Source organism: Ignavibacteriota bacterium (assembly GCA_016708125.1).
GTDB lineage: Bacteria > Bacteroidota > Ignavibacteria > Ignavibacteriales > Melioribacteraceae.
Genome location: JADJGF010000001.1, coordinates 669,883 through 689,545, shown reverse-complemented (window position 1 = coordinate 689,545; position 19,663 = coordinate 669,883). Strand labels below are relative to the sequence as shown.

The 19,663-nt window shown below is 29.6% G+C and carries 15 protein-coding genes; 10 read left to right on the top strand and 5 right to left on the bottom strand.

The genetic code is table 11. The features are described 5' to 3' along the window. Nucleotides 1-7 precede the first annotated feature (7 nt). From IPH62_03300 to IPH62_03270, 7 genes are all read left to right on the top strand, one after another. On the top strand, nt 8-2,734 hold the full coding sequence (locus IPH62_03300) for a hypothetical protein (GenBank protein MBK7104289.1): 2,727 nt from the start codon (nt 8-10) through the stop codon (nt 2,732-2,734). 17 nt (nt 2,735-2,751) lie between these two features. Beyond that, entirely contained in the window at nt 2,752-3,747 is a 996-nt protein-coding gene (locus IPH62_03295) for a PorV/PorQ family protein (GenBank protein MBK7104288.1), read from the top strand. A gap of 2 nt (nt 3,748-3,749) precedes the next feature. Further along, nucleotides 3,750-5,792: a Type 1 glutamine amidotransferase-like domain-containing protein gene (locus tag IPH62_03290; protein ID MBK7104287.1), complete on the top strand. Its 2,043-nt coding sequence runs from the start codon at nt 3,750-3,752 to the stop codon at nt 5,790-5,792. Continuing rightward, nucleotides 5,789-7,321: a DUF2817 domain-containing protein gene (locus IPH62_03285; GenBank protein ID MBK7104286.1), complete on the top strand. Its 1,533-nt coding sequence runs from the start codon at nt 5,789-5,791 to the stop codon at nt 7,319-7,321. Before IPH62_03290 ends, IPH62_03285 begins: the two co-directional genes overlap by 4 nt. 126 nt (nt 7,322-7,447) lie before the next feature. Then, nucleotides 7,448-8,593 carry a saccharopine dehydrogenase NADP-binding domain-containing protein gene (locus tag IPH62_03280; GenBank protein ID MBK7104285.1) on the top strand — a complete coding sequence of 382 codons (1,146 nt, stop codon included), beginning with the start codon at nt 7,448-7,450 and terminating at the stop codon, nt 8,591-8,593. Between the two features lie 77 nt (nt 8,594-8,670). Then, nucleotides 8,671-9,474: an alpha/beta hydrolase gene (locus IPH62_03275; protein MBK7104284.1), complete on the top strand. Its 804-nt coding sequence runs from the start codon at nt 8,671-8,673 to the stop codon at nt 9,472-9,474. A 47-nt stretch (nt 9,475-9,521) separates the two neighbouring features. Continuing rightward, a complete protein-coding gene (locus IPH62_03270; protein ID MBK7104283.1) occupies nt 9,522-10,226 on the top strand; it encodes a hypothetical protein in 705 nt (234 codons plus the stop codon). Nucleotides 10,227-10,304: 78 nt separating this feature from the next. On the opposite strand, the gene IPH62_03265 is transcribed toward IPH62_03270, so the two are convergent. The 4 genes from IPH62_03265 to IPH62_03250 all read right to left on the bottom strand — a co-directional run bounded on the left by IPH62_03265 (nt 10,305) and on the right by IPH62_03250 (nt 14,888). Then, on the bottom strand, nt 10,305-13,082 hold the full coding sequence (locus tag IPH62_03265) for an insulinase family protein (GenBank protein ID MBK7104282.1): 2,778 nt from the start codon (nt 13,080-13,082) through the stop codon (nt 10,305-10,307). 112 nt (nt 13,083-13,194) lie between these two features. Next, on the bottom strand, nt 13,195-13,749 hold the full coding sequence (locus IPH62_03260; protein MBK7104281.1) for a PepSY-associated TM helix domain-containing protein: 555 nt from the start codon (nt 13,747-13,749) through the stop codon (nt 13,195-13,197). 141 nt (nt 13,750-13,890) lie between these two features. Then, on the bottom strand, nt 13,891-14,154 hold the full coding sequence (locus IPH62_03255; GenBank protein MBK7104280.1) for a tetratricopeptide repeat protein: 264 nt from the start codon (nt 14,152-14,154) through the stop codon (nt 13,891-13,893). Nucleotides 14,155-14,426: 272 nt separating this feature from the next. Further along, the gene (locus IPH62_03250; protein MBK7104279.1) at nt 14,427-14,888 is read right to left on the bottom strand and encodes a DUF4920 domain-containing protein; all 462 of its coding nucleotides are present in this window, start codon (nt 14,886-14,888) and stop codon (nt 14,427-14,429) included. A gap of 73 nt (nt 14,889-14,961) precedes the next feature. Here IPH62_03250 and IPH62_03245 point away from each other — a divergent pair, with 73 nt between their 5' ends. From IPH62_03245 to IPH62_03235, 3 genes are read left to right on the top strand one after another with little or no spacing between them, the layout of a single operon-like run. Continuing rightward, complete coding sequence (locus IPH62_03245) at nt 14,962-16,002, top strand: LD-carboxypeptidase (GenBank protein MBK7104278.1); 1,041 nt, start codon at nt 14,962-14,964, stop codon at nt 16,000-16,002. A gap of 3 nt (nt 16,003-16,005) precedes the next feature. Further along, nucleotides 16,006-18,471 (top strand): primosomal protein N', encoded by a 2,466-nt coding sequence (gene priA, locus IPH62_03240; GenBank protein MBK7104277.1) that lies wholly within the window; start codon nt 16,006-16,008, stop codon nt 18,469-18,471. Beyond that, nucleotides 18,468-18,611 carry a hypothetical protein gene (locus IPH62_03235; GenBank protein MBK7104276.1) on the top strand — a complete coding sequence of 48 codons (144 nt, stop codon included), beginning with the start codon at nt 18,468-18,470 and terminating at the stop codon, nt 18,609-18,611. Before priA ends, IPH62_03235 begins: the two co-directional genes overlap by 4 nt. 141 nt (nt 18,612-18,752) lie before the next feature. On the opposite strand, the gene IPH62_03230 is transcribed toward IPH62_03235, so the two are convergent. Next, nucleotides 18,753-19,571 carry a YIP1 family protein gene (locus IPH62_03230; GenBank protein ID MBK7104275.1) on the bottom strand — a complete coding sequence of 273 codons (819 nt, stop codon included), beginning with the start codon at nt 19,569-19,571 and terminating at the stop codon, nt 18,753-18,755. Nucleotides 19,572-19,663: the final 92 nt, after the last annotated feature.

The window sequence follows — 19,663 nt, the reverse complement described above, 5'->3', positions numbered from 1 at the left end:
AATTTACATGAGAAAAACGCAATTCATTTTTTACTTTCTGTGTTTAACAACAATGATTATTTCTCAAGATAAAAACGAAAAGTTAAATAATGTTGAGTTAATTCAGAAAACATCTCGGATTGAAGATAGAGCTGCCGGTATTCATAATGCAAGCAACATTGGTTTATTTTTTGAGAATAGAGGAAAACTTTATCCAAGAAGTATTACTCAAGGTCCATCCGGAGAATTTCCAATCAATAGTGCAAAACATTATATCTATAGAGTAAATCAATTTGTAGGAATTCCCGGAAATGTTGTTCAAGCAAGATATACCGATGATGAAGAGTGGGAAGCTGCTAATGGATATCATAATAGTGATACGGCAAGAGTTGCATTTAGCGATGATCCGAATTCGTGGAATCAAAACCTAGGTTGGCCCGTAAAAAATTCAAATGGTGAAAATATTATTCTTTCGGATCAAGACAGTTATTGTGTTTTTAACGATAGCAACAATACGGTTGGAATTATTGGAATTCAAATGGCGCAAACCGGTTATGCTTTTGGAACCAAGTTTGCGAAAAATATTTTATTCTTTAAATATGAATTGACCAACACAAGTAACAAGAAACTTGAAAATCTTTATTTCGGACTTTATAATGATATTGATATTGGTGATGCAAGCGGTGGAATTGCAGAATATAAAGATGATAAACTTGATTTTATTAAAGATAAAAATCTACTTTATTTTTATGATGATGGAGCAACAACAGAATGGGCTGATGGGAAAACCGGTTTCTTTGGTATAACACTTCTTAAAACTCCCGAAGTAAATGGAGTTGAATTAGGAATAACAGATATGCATTATAGTTTGTATGATGATGATTTGGATATTGATACAGTGCAATATGGAATTTTATCTTCAAGTGAAAGTTTATATAATTCATCTTTGGGAAACAAATATTTTCATCTTAGCAGCAATTCAAATTTACATTATGATGATCCATCTACAATTCCAGTTTCTGGATTAGATTTAGTGGGATATTTATCTTCCGGTCCATATAATTTAGATGTAAATGATACACTTGTTTTTTATACAGCTTTTGTAGCCGGCGATGATTATGAAGAATTAATTAAATATACGGATGTTGCCAAAAATGCCGTTGAAGTAAATTTTAATTTACCCAAACCACCAACACGCCCAAAACTTTATGCTTCTGAAGGAGATTTTAAAACAACTTTATATTGGAATGATGAAAGTGAATTGAGCTTTGATGAATTTTCCGGTTATGATTTTGAAGGCTACAAATTATATAGAAGTAACGATAAAGGAATTAATTGGAAACTGATTGCAGATTTTGATCAAATAAATTCAATTGGTAAAAATACCGGATTGCAATATAGCTACATTGATTCAACAATAGTAAATGGTTTTGAATATTGGTATTCTATTACTGCGTACGACCAAGGAAATGATGTGATAGAAAGTCTTGAAAGCCCAATAGGTAACACACTTGATGCAATTAATACGGTTTCGGTAACTCCGCGTTCTGAAGCGTTAGGTAGAGAAATGGTTGAAATCAATAATATTTCAAATCTTAATACGGGCAATACAAATTATGAGTTAAGTGCTTATGTGATTGATAATGATGAACTGAAAAATAATGAATATAAAACCACATTTAATTTCATTCCGCGAATTGAAAAGGGTGATCTTACAACTGAAGTATCAATTGAAATTACCGATTCTATTGATACAAAGCCTTATAAATATTCCATCACATTTACTTCTTCAAATACTTTCGATTTAAGAAATGTTACTTTAAACGAAGATATAAGAACCGGCTATAATTACCCGGCTGGCGGAAGAGTATTAAATATTTCCGGAGATGGTTTAAGAATTAGTATGCGAGATAATTCAACAACCGAATCTAAATATTTACCGGAAGATGGCGATGTAATTACAATAAATTATGCAATGAATGTTACAAGAAATAATGTTGATAAATTAATAAATAATCGTCCTCATAATTTAAATCAAACACAAACAACTCCCGATGGAGTTTCACTAAAATTGAATCCTCCAAATTCAATTAAAAGTATTTCAAGAATTGGCGGTGATGATAACATTGAAATAACTTTTACTGTTGAATATCCGGATTCTGTTTTAGATAAAATTTATGTAATCTCAATCGATGGAAGCGGTACAAAATCCGGAGAAAATTTCATTCTGATTTCTGTCAGTGATACGAAAATTATTTCGGATACACTTTTTAATGAGGAAGAATTTTATTTTGAAGGAATTACCGGAACAATAACTTTTGATGGACTACCATCAAATAATAATAAATTTTCTGTTGAGATTATAAAGCCAATTCTTCCGAATATTAGAGATTCATTTTCGTTTAAAGTTAAAGGTTCGGAAGTTAACACAAAAATTATTGAAGAAAATATTTCAAAAATTCGAGTTGTTCCAAATCCTTACGTCGCTTCATCACTTTATGAAATTGAATATGGTGAACTTAGAAAAGAACCATTACGACAAATTCAATTTATAAATCTTCCTCAAGAATGTACAATTTATATTTTCACAGTTGATGCAGATTTGGTTAAAACCATAAATCATAATGCACCAAATGGAACAGAAGTTTGGGATTTAAGATCCGAAGGAGGCAGAGAAATTGCAGCGGGAATTTATATGTACGTTGTGAAAACAAAATTAACTGAGTTCAAAGAAAGATTTGCAGTAATTAAATAATTGGGGTTGGAGAAAAAATGAAAAAACTGCTTCTGATTATTAGCTCTTTAATTACTGCAAATTTTGTGTTTGCGCAAAATCCAAACCTCGGAACATCTGGAGCACAATTTCTGCAAATACCGGTTGGAGCAAGAGCTGAAGCAATGGGGGGAGCGATTATCGGAATTACAAATGATGCTTCATCTGTATTTTGGAATCCCGCCGGAATTGCAAAAATCAATAATGTTCAAGCTCATTTTTCATATATGAATTGGTTTGATCTTTTTGATTTTAATGCGGCTTCATTAATTTCGAGTATAGAAAATGTTGGAACTTTTGGCGCGTCGATAATTGTTTTCAGTACGGATAAAATGGAAATTACAACTGAAGAAGAACCGAATGGAACCGGAAGATTTTTTGATGGCGGCGATGTTGCACTTTCTTTATCATACGCAAGAAATTTAACAGATCGTTTTACAGTTGGTTTATCAGTAAAATATATTTCTCAACGAATTTGGAATGAAACTGCCGATGCATTTGCATTTGATATTGGTACACAATATTTATTGGATTTTCAAAATTTAACAATTGCAATGAGTATGACAAATTTCGGTCCGGATACTAAATTTGACGGAACCGATCTTGATTTTACTTATAAAAAAGATGATGATTATCCATTAAGCAGATTAGTGCCAAGCAGACTATCGACAGATGAATTTCCATTACCATTAAATTTTCAAATAGGAATTGGTTTTGATATTTTAAAATATGATTTCGTTAAAATGATTGGCGCAATTGATGTAACACATCCCAATGATAATAAGGAACGTGCACATTTTGGAACTGAACTTTCATTCTTTGATAGATTTTTTATTCGCGGCGGGTATAAGTATAATTATAGTGATCAAGATTTTACATTTGGTGCCGGTGCAAATATAATTTTTGAAAATACATCTGTAAATTTTGATTATGCATATTCACTTTATGATATTCTTCCAAGTGTACATAGAATTTCAATTGGACTTGGTTTTTAAAATTGTCTACCAACATTTTTAAAACAATTCTAATATTCTTCATATTTTATAATTCGATTTATTCTCAAGGATATATTTGTGCAATTGGCGGAGGCTCGGAAGATTATAATGATTGGAGCGACAAACCATATTCGTGGATTGTTGAAAAATCAAATTTTGGAAAAGTTTTAGTTCTATCAGTAAATTCTGAAACAAACTGGATTCCAAATTACTTTATTTCCTTTGGTGCAGATACTTCTTACAATCTTATGATAAATTCTAAAAGCAAAGCAAATCTCCAATCGAATTATGACGAAATTATTTCCGCAAAAGCAATTTTTATTAAGGGCGGGGATCAATGGGATTATGTTCGTTTTTGGAAAGGTACTAAAGTTGATTCTGCAATAAATTATGTCTTTCAAAATGGAGGAGTAATAGCAGGAACAAGCGCCGGAGCTGCTGTGCTTGGAGAATCTGATTTTAGTGCAAAAAATGGAACAGTTTATTCTGATGAAGCTTTGCAGGATCCTTTTAATAATTATATGCAGTTTGAAGCATCATTTTTAAATTTTGCCCAAAATGTAATTTTCGATTCTCACTTAACTGAAAGAGCAAGGCAAGGAAGATTATTCACATTTCTATTTAATAATTTTTTCAGCGGTAAAGATTTGTTGGGAATTGGAATTGATGATCGCACTGCACTTGGTATTTCTCCCGATGGAATAACAGAAGTTTTTGGAAGCGGTTCAGTTCTCTTTGTTACAAAGGATGAACAATCAAAATATTTTCAATACGATAGCACATTAACAATCGATAATTTGCGTGCTGATTTACTTATTGATGGCTGGAAGTACAATATTGATCGGCGTAGAATCGAAACTATTCCAAATTCTGCAAAAGAAATATCGATGCAAAGTGATTCGGATATTATTAAAAATAAAATAATATTAATTAGCGGAAATGAAATTAATCAAAATGCTAAAAAAAATATTTTAGCTGAATCTCAAGAATTATTAAATAAAAATATTTTAATTATTTCAAATAACGGATTTTCAGAAAATTCGGAGATAGTAAATAATTTTTTAGATTCGTGCGGATTTACATCAACTACAATTTACATTTCAGAAGATGAATTAAATTCAAATGTATTTGCTAACAAAATTAATGAAGCTCAGGTTTTTATTTTTTACGGAGATTCACTTGACTTATTAAGTAAATTAGGAAATCCGGAATTTATTGTTTCTGAAGCATTTCAAAATTCAGTGAAACAAAACAAAACCCTTATGTTTATTGGCGATTGCGGAAAAATTATTTCAGAAAAATTTGTTGATTATGAAATAGATGATATTTATGCTTCGTATTATGGAAGAATGAATTTGAAACAAGGATTAAATTTAACAAATGATTTTGTTTACCAACCTTCAATCTTTGTTAATAGTGATTATTTTGAAAATAATATGAGCGCGGTGTTTTACAATCAAATGCGGAATAAAAAAAAGTATGGAATTTATGTTGATGGAAACGATAAAGTTACTTTAGATTTTGAGAATTCCAATTTATCAGGGAATTGCAAAACTCCATTTATTATAATTGATGCGACTGAAACGACACATATTGATTCTTCAAAATATAAAGCTTCATCTAATTCTGGAACTCGGCAAATTGTTGCATTGAATAATTTGAGAATATCATTAACAAATAATTCTAATTTTCAATATTCATTGATAAATAGAAACTTCGGGATAATTAATTCGATAAATGTTAATGATGAGATTCTAAAAAAAAATATTTTTACTTTGGAACAAAATTATCCTAATCCGTTTAATCCAAACACAACAATAAATTATTCAATTCCAAATGTAGGTTCAGACTTTAGTCTGAGCAATGCAACACTAAAAGTTTATGATATTTTAGGAAGAGAAGTTGCAGAATTAGTAAACCAAAAACAAAATCCCGGAAATTATAAAATTCAATTTGATGGAAGAAATCTTCCAAGCGGTATATATTTTTATACGTTACACACAAATAATTTTTCGATAACAAAATCAATGGTTTTGCTAAAATGAAATTACATATTGGAATAATTTTTTTAATTGCTTCAACAATTATATTTTCTCAAGAAATCTTAACGCCATTGGAAAAAGCAAAGTTTGAAAAATTTACAAGTTATTCTGAACTTGTTGATTTTATTAGAGAAGTTGACAATTCAAGTGATTTGGTTGAAGCAAAAATAATTGGTCAATCGGTTGAAAAACGCGACTTATATTGTTTGTTTTTTTCCAAAGACAAATTTGGCGTGGACAAATCAAAACTTAAAGTCATGTTCTTTGCTCAACAACATGGCAATGAACAATCCGGTAAGGAAGGTTCTTTATTACTAATTAAGGAATTATTAAAACCGGAAAATAATTTTCTTTTTGAAAGAATTGATTTAGCGCTTATTCCGCAAGTAAATCCCGATGGTTCTGAACAAAATAAAAGGCGAAATGGAAACAATGCTGATCTTAATAGAAATCATTTAATTCTAACAGAACCGGAAACTTTTGCATTACACAATTTATTCAATGAATATTTATTTGATGCTACGCTTGATGTTCACGAATATTATCCGTTTGTTGAAGCTGGGGATGATTTTGGTTACAGAAGAAATATTGATGAACAATATGGAAGCAATACGAATATTAATATTTCTAAAGAAATTAGATATATGTCAAATAATTCTTTTATTCCATTTATTAAAAATTATTTAAATGAAAGGAATTTTTCATTTAACATTTATTCTCCCGGCGGACCTCCGGAAAAAGATTATATTCGTTATAGTACTTTCGATATTAACGATGGTCGTCAATCATTTGGAATTCAAAATACATTTTCATTTATTCTTGAAGGAATAAACGGAATTGATTATACGGTTAGTAATATTCAGAGAAGATCAGAAGGACAAATGCAAGGCATGTTAGGCTTGCTTAAATATTTATATAATAATAATTCGCAAGTAATTGAATTAGTAAAAAATGAAAGATTGAAATTACTTAATCCAAAAGAAGATGAAAAAATTGCAATTCAGTTAGATCATTTTAATAATGGAAGTAAACTGGAACTTCATTTGCTTTCGCTTAAGACAAATACTGATACAACTTTTTATGTAAATAATTTTAAGCCCGAAGTTAGATCAATTTATGAAATTGAAAAACCACAAGGTTATTTAATACATAAAGATTCCGTTGAATTAGTTGCTTGGTTAAATCGGCATAAAATAACTCATAAAATTTATGAAATAATGAATGATGATTTAATTGAAGAATATTTAATTCAAGATATTGATTCTATTGACTTTGAAGGAGATATAATTGTAAATCCAATTGTTGATGGAGGTTTTATAAGCAGAAAAATTGTACAGGAAAATTATTATTTTATTCCTACAAATCAATTGCTTGGTAATTTGATAGTTACTGCATTGGAACCGAAATCAATGCTGGGATTAGTTACTTATAAGAAATTTGAACATTTGTTGAAAAGGAAAAACACTTTTCCTATTTTACGAGTAATTAGAAAAACTAAAAATAATTGTACAAATTTAAATCACAATGAATAAAATATTTTTTGGATTCAAAAATTATTTTTCTGCAATAGCATTTCTCAATCGCTTCAGTGGACTCTAATCCATTCTGAGATATTTTAAAATTTATTAAACAATTTAATCAAAATTATTCTCGGAGAAATTAATATGAAAGTGTTAGTATTAGGAAGTGGATTAGTCGGCAGACCAATGGCAATTGATCTTTCAAAAGATAAAGAATTTGAAGTGACGATTGCTGATATAAATAAAAACAATCTTGATAGAATTCCAAGTGAAATTGCAATTGAGAAAAAAGAAATTGACATATCTGATAAAAATAAACTTAAAATTCTTCTCGAAAATTCTGATATTGTTTTAAATGCTGTTCCCGGTTTTATGGGATTTGAAACTTTAAAAGAAATTATAAAATCCGGTAAAAATGTTGTGGATATTGCATTTTCACCGGAAGATACTTCTGAACTTGATAAATTAGCAAAAGAAAATAATGTAACTGCAATTGTTGATTGCGGTGTTGCTCCGGGAATGAGTAATTTATTGGCTGGTTATGTAAATTCAATTTTGGATGAAACAGAAACAATCCTAATTTATGTCGGCGGTTTGCCGGTAATTCGAGATTATCCTTTTGAATATAAAGCACCATTTTCTCCAATCGATGTTATTGAAGAATATACTCGCCCAGCAAGATATGTTGAAAATGGAAAACTTGTAATTCGTCCAGCACTTTCTGATCCGGAAATAATTCATTTTCCGGAGATCGGAACACTTGAAGCTTTTAACAGCGATGGATTAAGGTCTTTAGCATTCACTCTAAAAGTTCCGAATATGAAAGAGAAAACTTTAAGATATTTGGGACATATAGAAAAAATGAAAATATTTCGTGAAGCCGGATTTTTTAATTATGATGAAATTGAAGTTAAAGGGATGAAAATTCGACCGATTGATTTTACTTCAAAACTTTTATTTCCAATGTGGGAATTAAAAAATAATGATTTAGAATTTACATTAATGAAAGTAATAATTGAAGGAAAAAAGGAAAATAAAAATCTAAGATATACTTATGATTTGCTTGATAGATACGATGAAAAAACAAATACTCATTCAATGGCAAGGACAACAGGTTATACTGCAACCACTGCAATTAGAATGCTTGCAAAAGGATTATTTGATAAAAAAGGTGTTTGTCCACCCGAATTTATTGGTCAAAACCATAAGTGTGTAGATTTTATGTTAAACGGATTAAAAGAAAGAGGCGTAATTTTTAAACAACAAATTGAAGAATTAAAATAATTTTTTTCAAAATTTATTTATTTTGAATTGAGTTATTAACTTTAAACAACTAGAAATAGAACAATCGTAAAAATGTGATGTTGGAAAACCTCAATTCATATATAATAAATTCTGATGAAATCATTGGCGATATTGAATATCTTCATGAATTTTACAGCGTTCATTTAAAAAATGAACGCGATATTTTAATCTGGCTACCTCCATCATATCATTCAAGTATAAAAAAATATCCCGTTTTGTATATGCAAGACGGACAAAATTTATTTGATCCAAAAACTTCTTACATTGGTTACGATTGGAAAGTCGACGAGATTCTAACAAAATTAATTTCGCAAAAAATTATTGAAGAAATTATTGTTGTAGGAATTTATAATCACAAAGATAGATTGGAAGAATATAATTACTTTACCGAAAAAGGAAAAAAGTACGCAAGTTTTTTAATCAAAGAATTAAAATCATTTATTGATGAAAATTATCGTACAATTCCGCTTGCATCTAAAACTGCAATAATGGGCTCATCTTTAGGCGGATTAATTTCATTTCAACTTTTTTGGAATTTCCCAAAAATATTTGGCAACGCCGCATGTTTATCAAATTCATTTTGGATTGACAACGGAGAAGTTTTTAATATGGTGAAAAATATTACTCCAAATATTAATGAAAAAACAAAATTATATATTGATTGCGGAAGTGAAGAAAAGGAATTAGTCGGAGATTTTATAAGAATGTCTGAATTATTGATGCAAAATAATTTTAATGATTTAGCAAATTTTAAAATGCTTTTAGATGAAGGAAGTAAACACACTGAAAGTGATTGGGCGAAAAGACTACACATTCCGTTGCAATTTTTATTTGGGAAAACAACTATTAATTTACCTTGATATCAACATTCAATAATAATTAAATTTCTTAAAAATAGATTTTCAATATGAAAAAAATACCCATTTCATTTTTCTTAATTCTTATAATATCATCTTGCGCAACTTTAAAATATGTAAACAAAGACAGTATTTCTAAAATACTAATTAAAAATGCCGAGAGCTGGACATTGGAAGAATGCAATAAAGTATTAAATTTTTATACCATTAGTAATATTTCAAATCTACTTTTAAATGTTGGACCGATAAATCAAAAAGTAGTTATAAAGGCAATGTTATTGAATACGATAAGTATTCAAGCAATTGCAAAAAAGGAAATGATTGAAAAGAGGCTTGGAGAAAAGGCATATTTTCAAATATTGAAAAGTTATTTGGATGATTTTACAAATTTTACTTTCGACGAAAAATTGAATAAAATTGTTGAATCTGATTCTAACTTTACAAAAGGATATTCTTTTAAAATATATTTTGAAAATATAAGTGATCCTTTTGAACCAATATTTTTAGAAGACGGATATTCATATTTTTTTCTTGAAAATATGAATGGAGATTTTAGCAGAGTAATAAATGTTAAAGGATTATTTGTAGAAGATTATTTCCAACTTGATGGATATTTAAATGCAATAATTACTTTTTCACCTTTTTCAGAAAATGATAAAAGAATTTTTGAATCTAAAGATTTAAACGAAGATTATAAATTGGTTTTTAATGGACTACAAATTGAGCCAATTATAATTTATTGGAAAGTGTTGTAGAATAAAGCTGTTCATTCAGAAAATTAATTAACAAAAAAAATAGAGACGCAAAATTTTGCGTCTCTACATATTATGGATTTAATTATTAATTTTTGATGTTTCTGTTTTTTCTGGTTTTTTCAATTCTTGTTCAATAACATTTCCATCAGTATCAATAAGTTTTATTTCCATACCTAATTGCTTTAAATTTTCTTCAACTTGAGCTTTATCACCCACAACTACCCAATCAATCTTTTCGGGATTTATAACTTTTTCTGCTGCTTTGTTAATGTCATTCAAATTCAAAGCATTCATTTTATCGGCATAAGTTGAAAAATAATCTTCCGGATATCCATATTGAATCATCTCACTCAATGATCCGGCAATAGAATTTCCGGTTTCCCAGCTTCCCGGCAAACTTAAAGTTTCGTTAAGTTTTATTTTATTAAGTTCATCTTCGGTTGCTGGTTTTACGCCAAGAATTCCACTCAATTCTTTTTTAACTTCAACAACAGATTCTTTGGTTTTATCTGACTGAACCATTGCAAAAACTAAAAATGGGCGCTGACCTTTTGCACCAAGCAAAATACTTTGTGATCCATATGACCAATGTTTATCTTCGCGTAAATTCATATTAATTCTTGAAGTGAAAGATCCGCCGAGTATTGTATTCATTGCTTCAAGTGCGATATTATCTTTATCTGATTTTGGAGGAGCCGCATGTCCCGCTAAAATAATTGATTGTTGTGAACCCGGTCTATCCATTAAATAAATAGTTGATTTTTCTTTTAATCCAACTTGAGAAATATTCTTTTTTGGAACTTCAGCCTTTTCCCAATTTTCAAAAAGATCTTCTAATTTATTTCTAACTTCATCCATTGTTATATCACCAACAACAACCAAAGTAGAATTATTTGGTCTTATCCAAGTTTGATGAAATTTTTCTAAATCAGCTTTGGATATTTTAGCAACGGATTCTTCATATCCAGAACCGGTAAACGGCAAACCGTAAGCATGATCTTTTCCATAAATATATTGCGGGAAAACTCGCAATGCCATTTGTATTGGTGTTGCTTTTTCTCTCTGAATTCTTGAGAATGTTTCTTTTTTCAGTCTATCTAATTCATTTTCCGGAAAGGAAGGATTTAATAAAACATCTGCAAAAAGATTTAATGATTTATCCAAATTTGATTTTAGTGATGACAACGAAATTGTTGAAATATCCAAATTTGAAAATGTATTTAAGTTTGCTCCCAACATTGCAAGCTCTTCACTAATTTGCAAGGAAGATTTTGATTTTGTTCCTTCCTGCATCATTGATAGTGCGAGAGAAGCTGTTCCCGGCAATGCAAATTGATCGGAAGAATAACCGGCATCAACAATCATTCTAAAATTTACAACCGGAATTGCATCACTTTGTGCTAGCATTATATGTAATCCGTTTGATAATGTTGCTTTCTGAATTTCCGGAAATTTTGCAGCCGGCGGAGTTCCGGTTTCCGGCAATTTTGATCTATCGGCACCAATTGGAGCTTCTGCATATTGCGGGAAAGGATGAACTTCTAAAATATTTACTCCGTCAGAAAGCCATTTTACAGCAGAATTTTGTAAATCTTTAACTGTTGCCGATGAAGCCAATTTTAATTTTTCTTTGTAAAAATCCGGTGAGCCGCCAAAAACTTGAGACTGCGCAAGAATATCAGACTTTCCACCGAATCCGCCAATTCTTTCAATTCCTCTAACAAAATTTGCAATGTGCTGAGTTTTAACTCTTTCCAATTCTTTTTGAGTTGGACCTTCAGCTAAAAATTTTGCCAATTCTTCATTAATTGCTTTTTCTAAAAGTGATAATTCAACACCGGGTTTTGCAGTTGCAGTAATATTAAATTGACTTGCAATTTCTCCCGGACTATAACTTGCGTTTACTTCAGTTGCAATTTGTTCATCATAAACTAATCTTTTAAATAATCTTGAAACTTTTCCGGAGGCAAGAACATCGCTTACCAAATCCAAATAAACCAATTCTTTATTTTTCCATTCGGGAATATTCCAAGTTTTATAAATTCTTGATTGCGGAACTCTATCTTGAGCAGTTTGTCTTTTTGTTCCTTCCATTTTTGCAACCCAAGCTTCATGTTTTTTAATTGGCGGTCCGGAAGGAATATCACCAAAATATTTTTCAACTTTAGCTTTTGCATCTGCGGCTGAAATATCTCCGGCAACAACTAAAACTGCATTAGCTGCACCATAATAAGTTTTGAACCACTCGTGAACATCTTCCAAACTTGCGGCATCCAAATCTTCCATCGATCCGATTACTGTCCAAGAATATGGATGACCTTTGGGAAATGTATTATGTTGGATCATTTCAAAAGCAATTGCGTAAGGCTGATTTTCACCTTGGCGTTTTTCATTTTGAACTACTCCGCGCTGTTCATCAAGTTTGGCTTGAGTAATGGCTCCAAGTAAATGTCCCATTCTGTCGGATTCCATCCAAAGCGCTAAATCAACTGCGGAAGTTGGAACATTTTGAAAATAATTTGTGCGGTCTTCATTTGTTGTTCCGTTTAAATCTGTTGCACCGACTCTTTCCAGAGCTTGAAAATAATCGTCATCAAAATTTTCACTTCCGTTGAACATCAAATGTTCAAACAAATGTGCAAAACCAGTTTTTCCGTCTTTTTCATTTTTTGATCCAACATGATACCAAACATTTACTGCAACAATTGGAGCTTTATGATCTTCATGAACAATAAGTGTGAGACCATTATCCAGCACAAATTTTTCATATTTGATATCAATATCTTCAACTTTTTGGGCAGATATTATAGCCGTAAAAAGTAGTAAGAAAACAACAATTAAATTTTGTTTCTTCATAGTTCCTCTTTTTTTTTATTTACTGCAATTATTTAAAGTTAGTAATAAATATTTTTTATTGATAGGCAATAATTGGACGGAAAATTTTGGTTAAAGTTTCATACAATTTGAGCTAAAAGTACAAAAGTAAAAATAAAATTGGAATTGCAATTCCTAAAAGTGCAAACCATTTTCCTCTTCCGGAAAAGCCCAATTTCCCTTTAATCATCAACAAACCGGTTACCGCAAGAAAAATTAACGCAACCGCAAAAATATCTGCGATCCAAGTCCATAATTTTTTTGGATGATTCAAATGAAGAAAGTTTGTCTCGCGAATTATTGTTCGGCTTTCCACTTTTTCTAAAACTGCAATTTTTGTTTTGATATTTGCGGAAAGAGTTTTATTCTGATAAAAAATATCAATTGAATTTGGGCTTGAGCGAAATGAACTTTTTATGCTGTCTTTTATCGAAAAATATTCGGTTAAATTTTTTGTAAGTTTTTCAGTCGAAATCGTCGAATCAATTTTTGAGGAAATTACCAATGTATCTTTTGAAATACTGTAATTCGGATTCCAATCACTAACATGATTAACTGCTATTCCGGAAATTGAATAAATAATTATTAACCCAAATGCAACGTAACCAATATCTCTGTGTAAACTTCTAATTACTTTCCGAATTTTCATAATTATAAATAATTGTAAAATTTTAGGGGAAAAGATAAAGAAATGATATGATAATCTTAAGAATATTTCTGAGAAATAACTAAGTATTTTTTCTTATTTCTGTAAATTAGAAACTGTGTTTGAAATTTCTGATTTAAGAAATTATACCAAATTATAATTTACTTTATCCGAAGCCAGATTTTCAGATTTATGAAAATCCATTTTTGCTCCTTCAATATCGCCCAAATTCATTTTAATGCTTGCGCGATTAAAATAGGATATAAAATTCTTTGGGTCGATTTCAATAGCTTTGTTAAAATAGTTTAGGGCTTCTTGGTAGTTTCCTAAATCGGCTTTGTAAACTCCATCTACATTATAGCCAAAATTATCAATTTTTAAGGTGTTTAAGGATGATCTCTTTTTCATGTTTTCTCCTTTTAGTTTAGTGATAAAAAGAGTAAAACCAGAAACAGTAAAAGAAAGAATTTCAAATCTGATATATAATAATGAAATATTGCAATCAAATCAAGAGAAATTTTAAAGAAATGCTATAATTTATTAAATTAAAATAAGTTAAAAATAATGATATGGTATCTTGTTAAAGTTTTATAAATTAAAAAAATAAAAAAAGACCCAGCATTCTATTTAATTAAATCCCCAAAAAATAAAGAGTATCATTTGGGGATTTATGAGAAATGTTATTTTATTTCTGCGCCTAAACCTTTGATTTGGTAAACTTTTTTTGTGGTTTTTTCATGCTCACATTTGTGATTTTTATCTTCTTTTTTCTCATCGGCACAATCTCCGCCGCAACCTTCACCTTCAACAACTATTGAATAAACTTCACCTTCAACCAAAGCTTTTTTTCCTTTTGCTTCCATCGGAAAAACAATTTCGCCGTCGTTAACTTTTACACGAATTGTTTCAAATTCTTTATCGCTGCTCAAATTTATCCAGCAGCCTCTTTTCTCACAAACTTCAACAACATTTCCTTCAACTAAAACTTTTTTACCAATAAAACTTTCCGGATTTTCAACAATTTTGGAAATTTGAGTTTTATCTTTTAATGTAATTTCTTTTCCATATTTTTTTGCATCATCTGCATTAATTGTTAAAGTTGATAGAACAAAAACCGTAATCAATACAATAATTTTCTTCATTTTTACATTCCCGTTAATTTTGAAAAATTTATTATGTAACTTAGTTTTGACAAAAGTAAAATTCAAGGTTATTATGCAATTTTTTAAAAGTTCACTGCAAATCTTTTTATCTGCAATTTTATTTTTCGGCGGATGTAAATCACTTGAAACACCAAATTCCGAAAACTTTTTTCATCAAAAGTTAAAAGCAAATAAATTAAATTTTGGTGATACAATTGGACTAATTTCTCCCGCAAGTTATATAAATGATAAGCAGTTGAACGAAGCAATTTATAATTTGGAAAATCTTGGATTTAAAATAAAATACAATCCAGCGGTAAAAGATAAATATGGATATTTAGCAGGAAGTGATTCTGCCCGCGCGGAAGATTTTAATAAAATGATTTTGGAAGATGAAGTTAAAGCAATTGTTGCCGTTCGCGGAGGTTACGGATGTGCGAGAATGTTGAAATTTATTGATTATGAAGCGATTAAAAAAAATCCCAAAATAATTATTGGATATAGCGATATTACTTCTCTGCTTTATGCAATTTATAAAAAAACCGGATTAGTTTGTTTTCACGGACCGGTTGGAACATCTACTTTTAATGATTATTCATTGGAACATTTAAAGAATATTTTTCTTGAGCCAAAAGAAAATTATAAAATGAAAAATTCTTATTCCGATGAAAATCAAATCGAAATTATAAATAATGGAATTTGCGAAGGAGAATTAGTTGGCGGAAATTTATCAATTGTAGTTTCAATGATTGGAACCGAATATGATATTGACACAAAAGGTAAAATTATTTTTTTGGAAGAAATTGGCGAAGAACCTTACAGAATTGATAGAATGTTGACTCAAATGAAACAAAGTGGAAAATTTAAAAATTGTGCGGGAATTGCTTTAGGTGTTTTTAAAAATTGTGATGTAAAAAAAGAAGATCCCGAATTTGAAAATTCGTTAACACTTCAACAAGTATTTAAAGATGTTTTAGGTGATTTGAAAATTCCCGTAATTTATGGTTTATCTTTTGGTCACATTGAGAATAAATTTACTTTACCTTTTGGAGTAAAAGCCAGTTTAAATACTTTCGATAAAAGTTTAACATTGTTAGAAAAATCAGTCGAGTAAAATTTGTTTGCAGAAGTAGTTTTTCCTTTGCCATTCAGAAATTCATTCACTTATTCAATTCCCGAAGAATTTGAAGAAAATATTCAAGTTGGAGTAAGAATAGTTGCGTCTTTTGGTAAACGAACTTTAACCGGATTTGTTATTAAAATTAAAAGTACTTCCGATGTTAAAGAAAAAATAAAACCAATAAAAGATGTTTTAGATAATCAACCAATCTTCAGTGAAAATTCTTTAAAATTTTATGAATGGATTGCAGATTATTATTTATGCTCGCTTGGAGAAGCGCTAAAAAACTCAGTTCCGTATGGATTAGAAGTTGAATCGAAAAAAACAATTATTTCTGATAGGGAATTTTGTGAAGAATTGTTTACAAAAGAAAAAAATCAAAAAAGTACAAAAGCAATTTTGTTGAAATTACTTTCCGAAAAAGAATCTTATAAAATTGGATATCTTCAAAAATTAGTGAAGAAAAAAAATATTTATTCACTGCTCAAAACTTTGGAGAAAAACGGAGCAGTTACAATTATAGATGAAATTGAAGGATCTAAAGTAAAAATTAAAAAAGTGAAATTCATAAAACTCCAGAAAAGTGTTGATGAAGTTTATGAAATTATTCCAGTGTTAGAAAAAAAATCTGAAAAACAAATTGTAATTCTTCTCGAATTATTGAATAATAATGAAAATGAAATTCAGCAAAGTGAATTGCTAAAGAAAACAAATTCAAATCAATCGTCAATAAATTCACTTGAGAAAAAAGGAATTATTAAAATTTTCGATAAAGAAATTGAAAGAGTTTATTCGGAAAACTATTCCGAAGAAAAACCAAATTTTGAATTAACTGAAAATCAAAAAAATATTATAGAAAAAGTTTCTGTTGATATTATTCAGCAAAAATTTAAAACATATTTATTGCACGGAGTAACCGGTTCCGGCAAAACTCAAGTTTATATTGAGTTGGCAAAGCAAACTAGAAAAATTGGAAAAAATATTTTAATTCTTGTTCCCGAAATTTCTTTAACTCCGCAAATTACTTCTCGCTTTTATAATACTTTTGGAAATGAAATTACTGTAATGCACAGTCGAATGTCACTTGGAGAAAGATATGATTCGTGGCGCGGAATTATTAAAGGAAAATATAAAATTATAATTGGTGCGCGTTCTGCAGTTTTTGCTCCGTTAGAAAATATTGGATTGATAATTGTCGATGAAGAACATGATCAAAGTTATAAGCAGTATGATTTAATTCCAAAATATAACGGAAGAGATGCGGCAATTATAAGAAGCATGTTCGTAAATGTGCCGGTTTTATTGGGCTCGGCAACTCCATCGATTGAAAGTATGTTTAATTCAAAAAATGGAAAATATGAATTATTAGAATTGCCGGAAAGAGTTGATAATGCAAAACTTCCTAAAATTAAATTAGTTGATATTATTCTCGAAAAGAAAAAAAATAGAGTTGTTGGAGTTTTTTCCAAAACACTTTTGGAAGCTGTTGATACACGATTAAAGAAAAAAGAGCAAATAATTATTCTGCAAAATAGAAGAGGATTTGCAACTCAAGCTTATTGCGATGATTGCGGAACAATTGAAATGTGCGATAATTGTTCGGTCTCAATGGTTTATCACATAAATAAAAATGTTATGAAATGCCATTACTGCGGCGCAGTAAAACAATCTCCTAAAGCTTGTAGATTTTGCGGTTCAATTAATATGAAATATTTTGGAACCGGAACTCAAAGAGTTGAAGACGAAATTTCTTATCATTTTCCAAATGCAAAAATTGAGAGAATTGATTCAGATACAATTGCGCAAAAAGGAAAGTTGGGAATTATTTTAAACAATTTTAGAAAAGGTGAAATTGATATTTTAGTCGGAACGCAAATAGTTTCTAAAGGAATGGATTTTTCGAATGTAACTTTAGTCGGAGTAATTTCCGCTGAAACATCTTTATGGCTTCCGGATTTTAGAGCTGATGAAAGAACATTCCAACTACTTACACAAGTTGCCGGAAGATCTGGAAGAAGCAAAGAAGAAGGCGAAGTAATAATTCAAACTCAGAATTACAAAAATTTTGTTCTTCAAAAAGTTTTGGAAAACAATTACAAATCATTTTATGAAAATGAAATTTTGTTGCGACAACAAAATTTTTATCCGCCGTTTTCTAGAATTGCAATTGTTGAAATTAAAAATGAGGATGAACAAAAAGCTAAACAAGCCGCATATGATTTTAATAAACGACTAATGAAGTTTAGTGATAAATTAATTATACTTCCGCCGAATGAAGCAGTAATTGCAAAAATCAAAGGAATTTTTAGATATCAAATTATGATAAAAAGTTTGCGTAAATCAGATCCCAATGGAAAAATTTTGCGAAATGCTTTGATGAATGCTTTTGTTGATTATAATCAAAGATCAAGATTTAGAGATGTAAAATTATATTTTGATATTGATCCACAAAGCGTGATATGAAGAAAATTAAAAATGAAAAATTAAAAGTTATAATTCAAGAACGAAATTGCAGACATTATTTTTACAGAAGTTGTGATTTGCCAGAAATTTTAAAGTTTGTCATTCCGGCATGTTTTAAGCCGGAATCTAAAAATAAATAGCTTAGTTGCATGATTAATTCTTAAGTAAACAGAATTTTGGGAGACAATTTCGGTAATCAAACTTTTTTATTGTGACTGTTTTATCCAGTATTTTAAATAGTAAACATCCCAAGTCAGAAAACTTAGGATGTTTTAGAAATATTATAATCCGAAGAATTTTAAGAATGGAACAGCTTGAACTACGAAATACATCAATAAACTAAAGCCAATCCACAATCCAAAAATTGCAATAAAATAATTTGTGGTGGATTCAGATTTAAACATCTTAGCATATGCAATACTTAAAACAGCATAAAACCAAATTGAGAAAATATCAAGTTTGTGTAAAACCCAGCCAAGTATTGTATCTTTTTCAACATTCATAAAGCTTCCCACACTCGTATCCATAAACATTTTTCCCATTGCAATTGCAACAATTATCATAACAATAACTTGTAAAACAATTATATAATGAGGCAAACCATAAGCCAGCATTGAAGATTTATAATCACCTTCACCTTTTAAACCAAATTTAACTAATAATAAAAATACACCCGCAATAATAAAAAATGAAAGAAATGTAATTATTGTTATTCCAATTGATGAAAATATTAATTGTGTACTTCCGCCTTTTTCCATTTGTTCTTGAATTGCATCAAGCTGTTGATCAGCTTGCTCTTGCGTCATTTGTCCCTTATCAATTGCTTCTTGAAAATTCTTTTCAAATTGTGCCATTTGTTTTTCAACAATATCAGCTTTCACTTCCGGATTATTCATCAAAATAAAATTTGAAGCCACCGCTATAATTATCACCAAAAGAATTGGAATTAACCAATCCATAGTTTTGTATGGTAAGTTTGATAATTTTTGAAATAAATTTGAAGGCTCAGATAAAACTCCAATCATTTTATCCGTAATTCCAAGTTCTTCATCTTCAATTATTTCGTCAATTTGATCATCTTGTTTGTTAAGTTCATCCATAAATGTATTCCTTATTTTATTTATATAAAGAGGAAATTTGTTATTTGCTGATTATAAAATAAGAATAAAATACAATTAAGTCTATTTTAAGA

Bases quoted from the DNA above. Each gene is read 5' to 3' on its own strand.
- IPH62_03235 (MBK7104276.1), top strand. From the start codon at position 18,468: ATGAAGAAAATTAAAAATGAAAAATTAAAAGTTATAATTCAAGAACGA.
- IPH62_03270 (MBK7104283.1), top strand. From the start codon at position 9,522: ATGAAAAAAATACCCATTTCATTTTTCTTAATTCTTATAATATCATCT.
- IPH62_03295 (MBK7104288.1), top strand. From the start codon at position 2,752: ATGAAAAAACTGCTTCTGATTATTAGCTCTTTAATTACTGCAAATTTT.
- IPH62_03255 (MBK7104280.1), bottom strand. From the start codon at position 14,154: ATGAAAAAGAGATCATCCTTAAACACCTTAAAAATTGATAATTTTGGC.
- IPH62_03260 (MBK7104281.1), bottom strand. From the start codon at position 13,749: ATGAAAATTCGGAAAGTAATTAGAAGTTTACACAGAGATATTGGTTAC.
- IPH62_03300 (MBK7104289.1), top strand. From the start codon at position 8: ATGAGAAAAACGCAATTCATTTTTTACTTTCTGTGTTTAACAACAATG.
- IPH62_03275 (MBK7104284.1), top strand. From the start codon at position 8,671: ATGTTGGAAAACCTCAATTCATATATAATAAATTCTGATGAAATCATT.
- IPH62_03250 (MBK7104279.1), bottom strand. From the start codon at position 14,888: ATGAAGAAAATTATTGTATTGATTACGGTTTTTGTTCTATCAACTTTA.
- IPH62_03245 (MBK7104278.1), top strand. From the start codon at position 14,962: ATGCAATTTTTTAAAAGTTCACTGCAAATCTTTTTATCTGCAATTTTA.
- IPH62_03265 (MBK7104282.1), bottom strand. From the start codon at position 13,082: ATGAAGAAACAAAATTTAATTGTTGTTTTCTTACTACTTTTTACGGCT.
- IPH62_03285 (MBK7104286.1), top strand. From the start codon at position 5,789: ATGAAATTACATATTGGAATAATTTTTTTAATTGCTTCAACAATTATA.
- IPH62_03230 (MBK7104275.1), bottom strand. From the start codon at position 19,571: ATGGATGAACTTAACAAACAAGATGATCAAATTGACGAAATAATTGAA.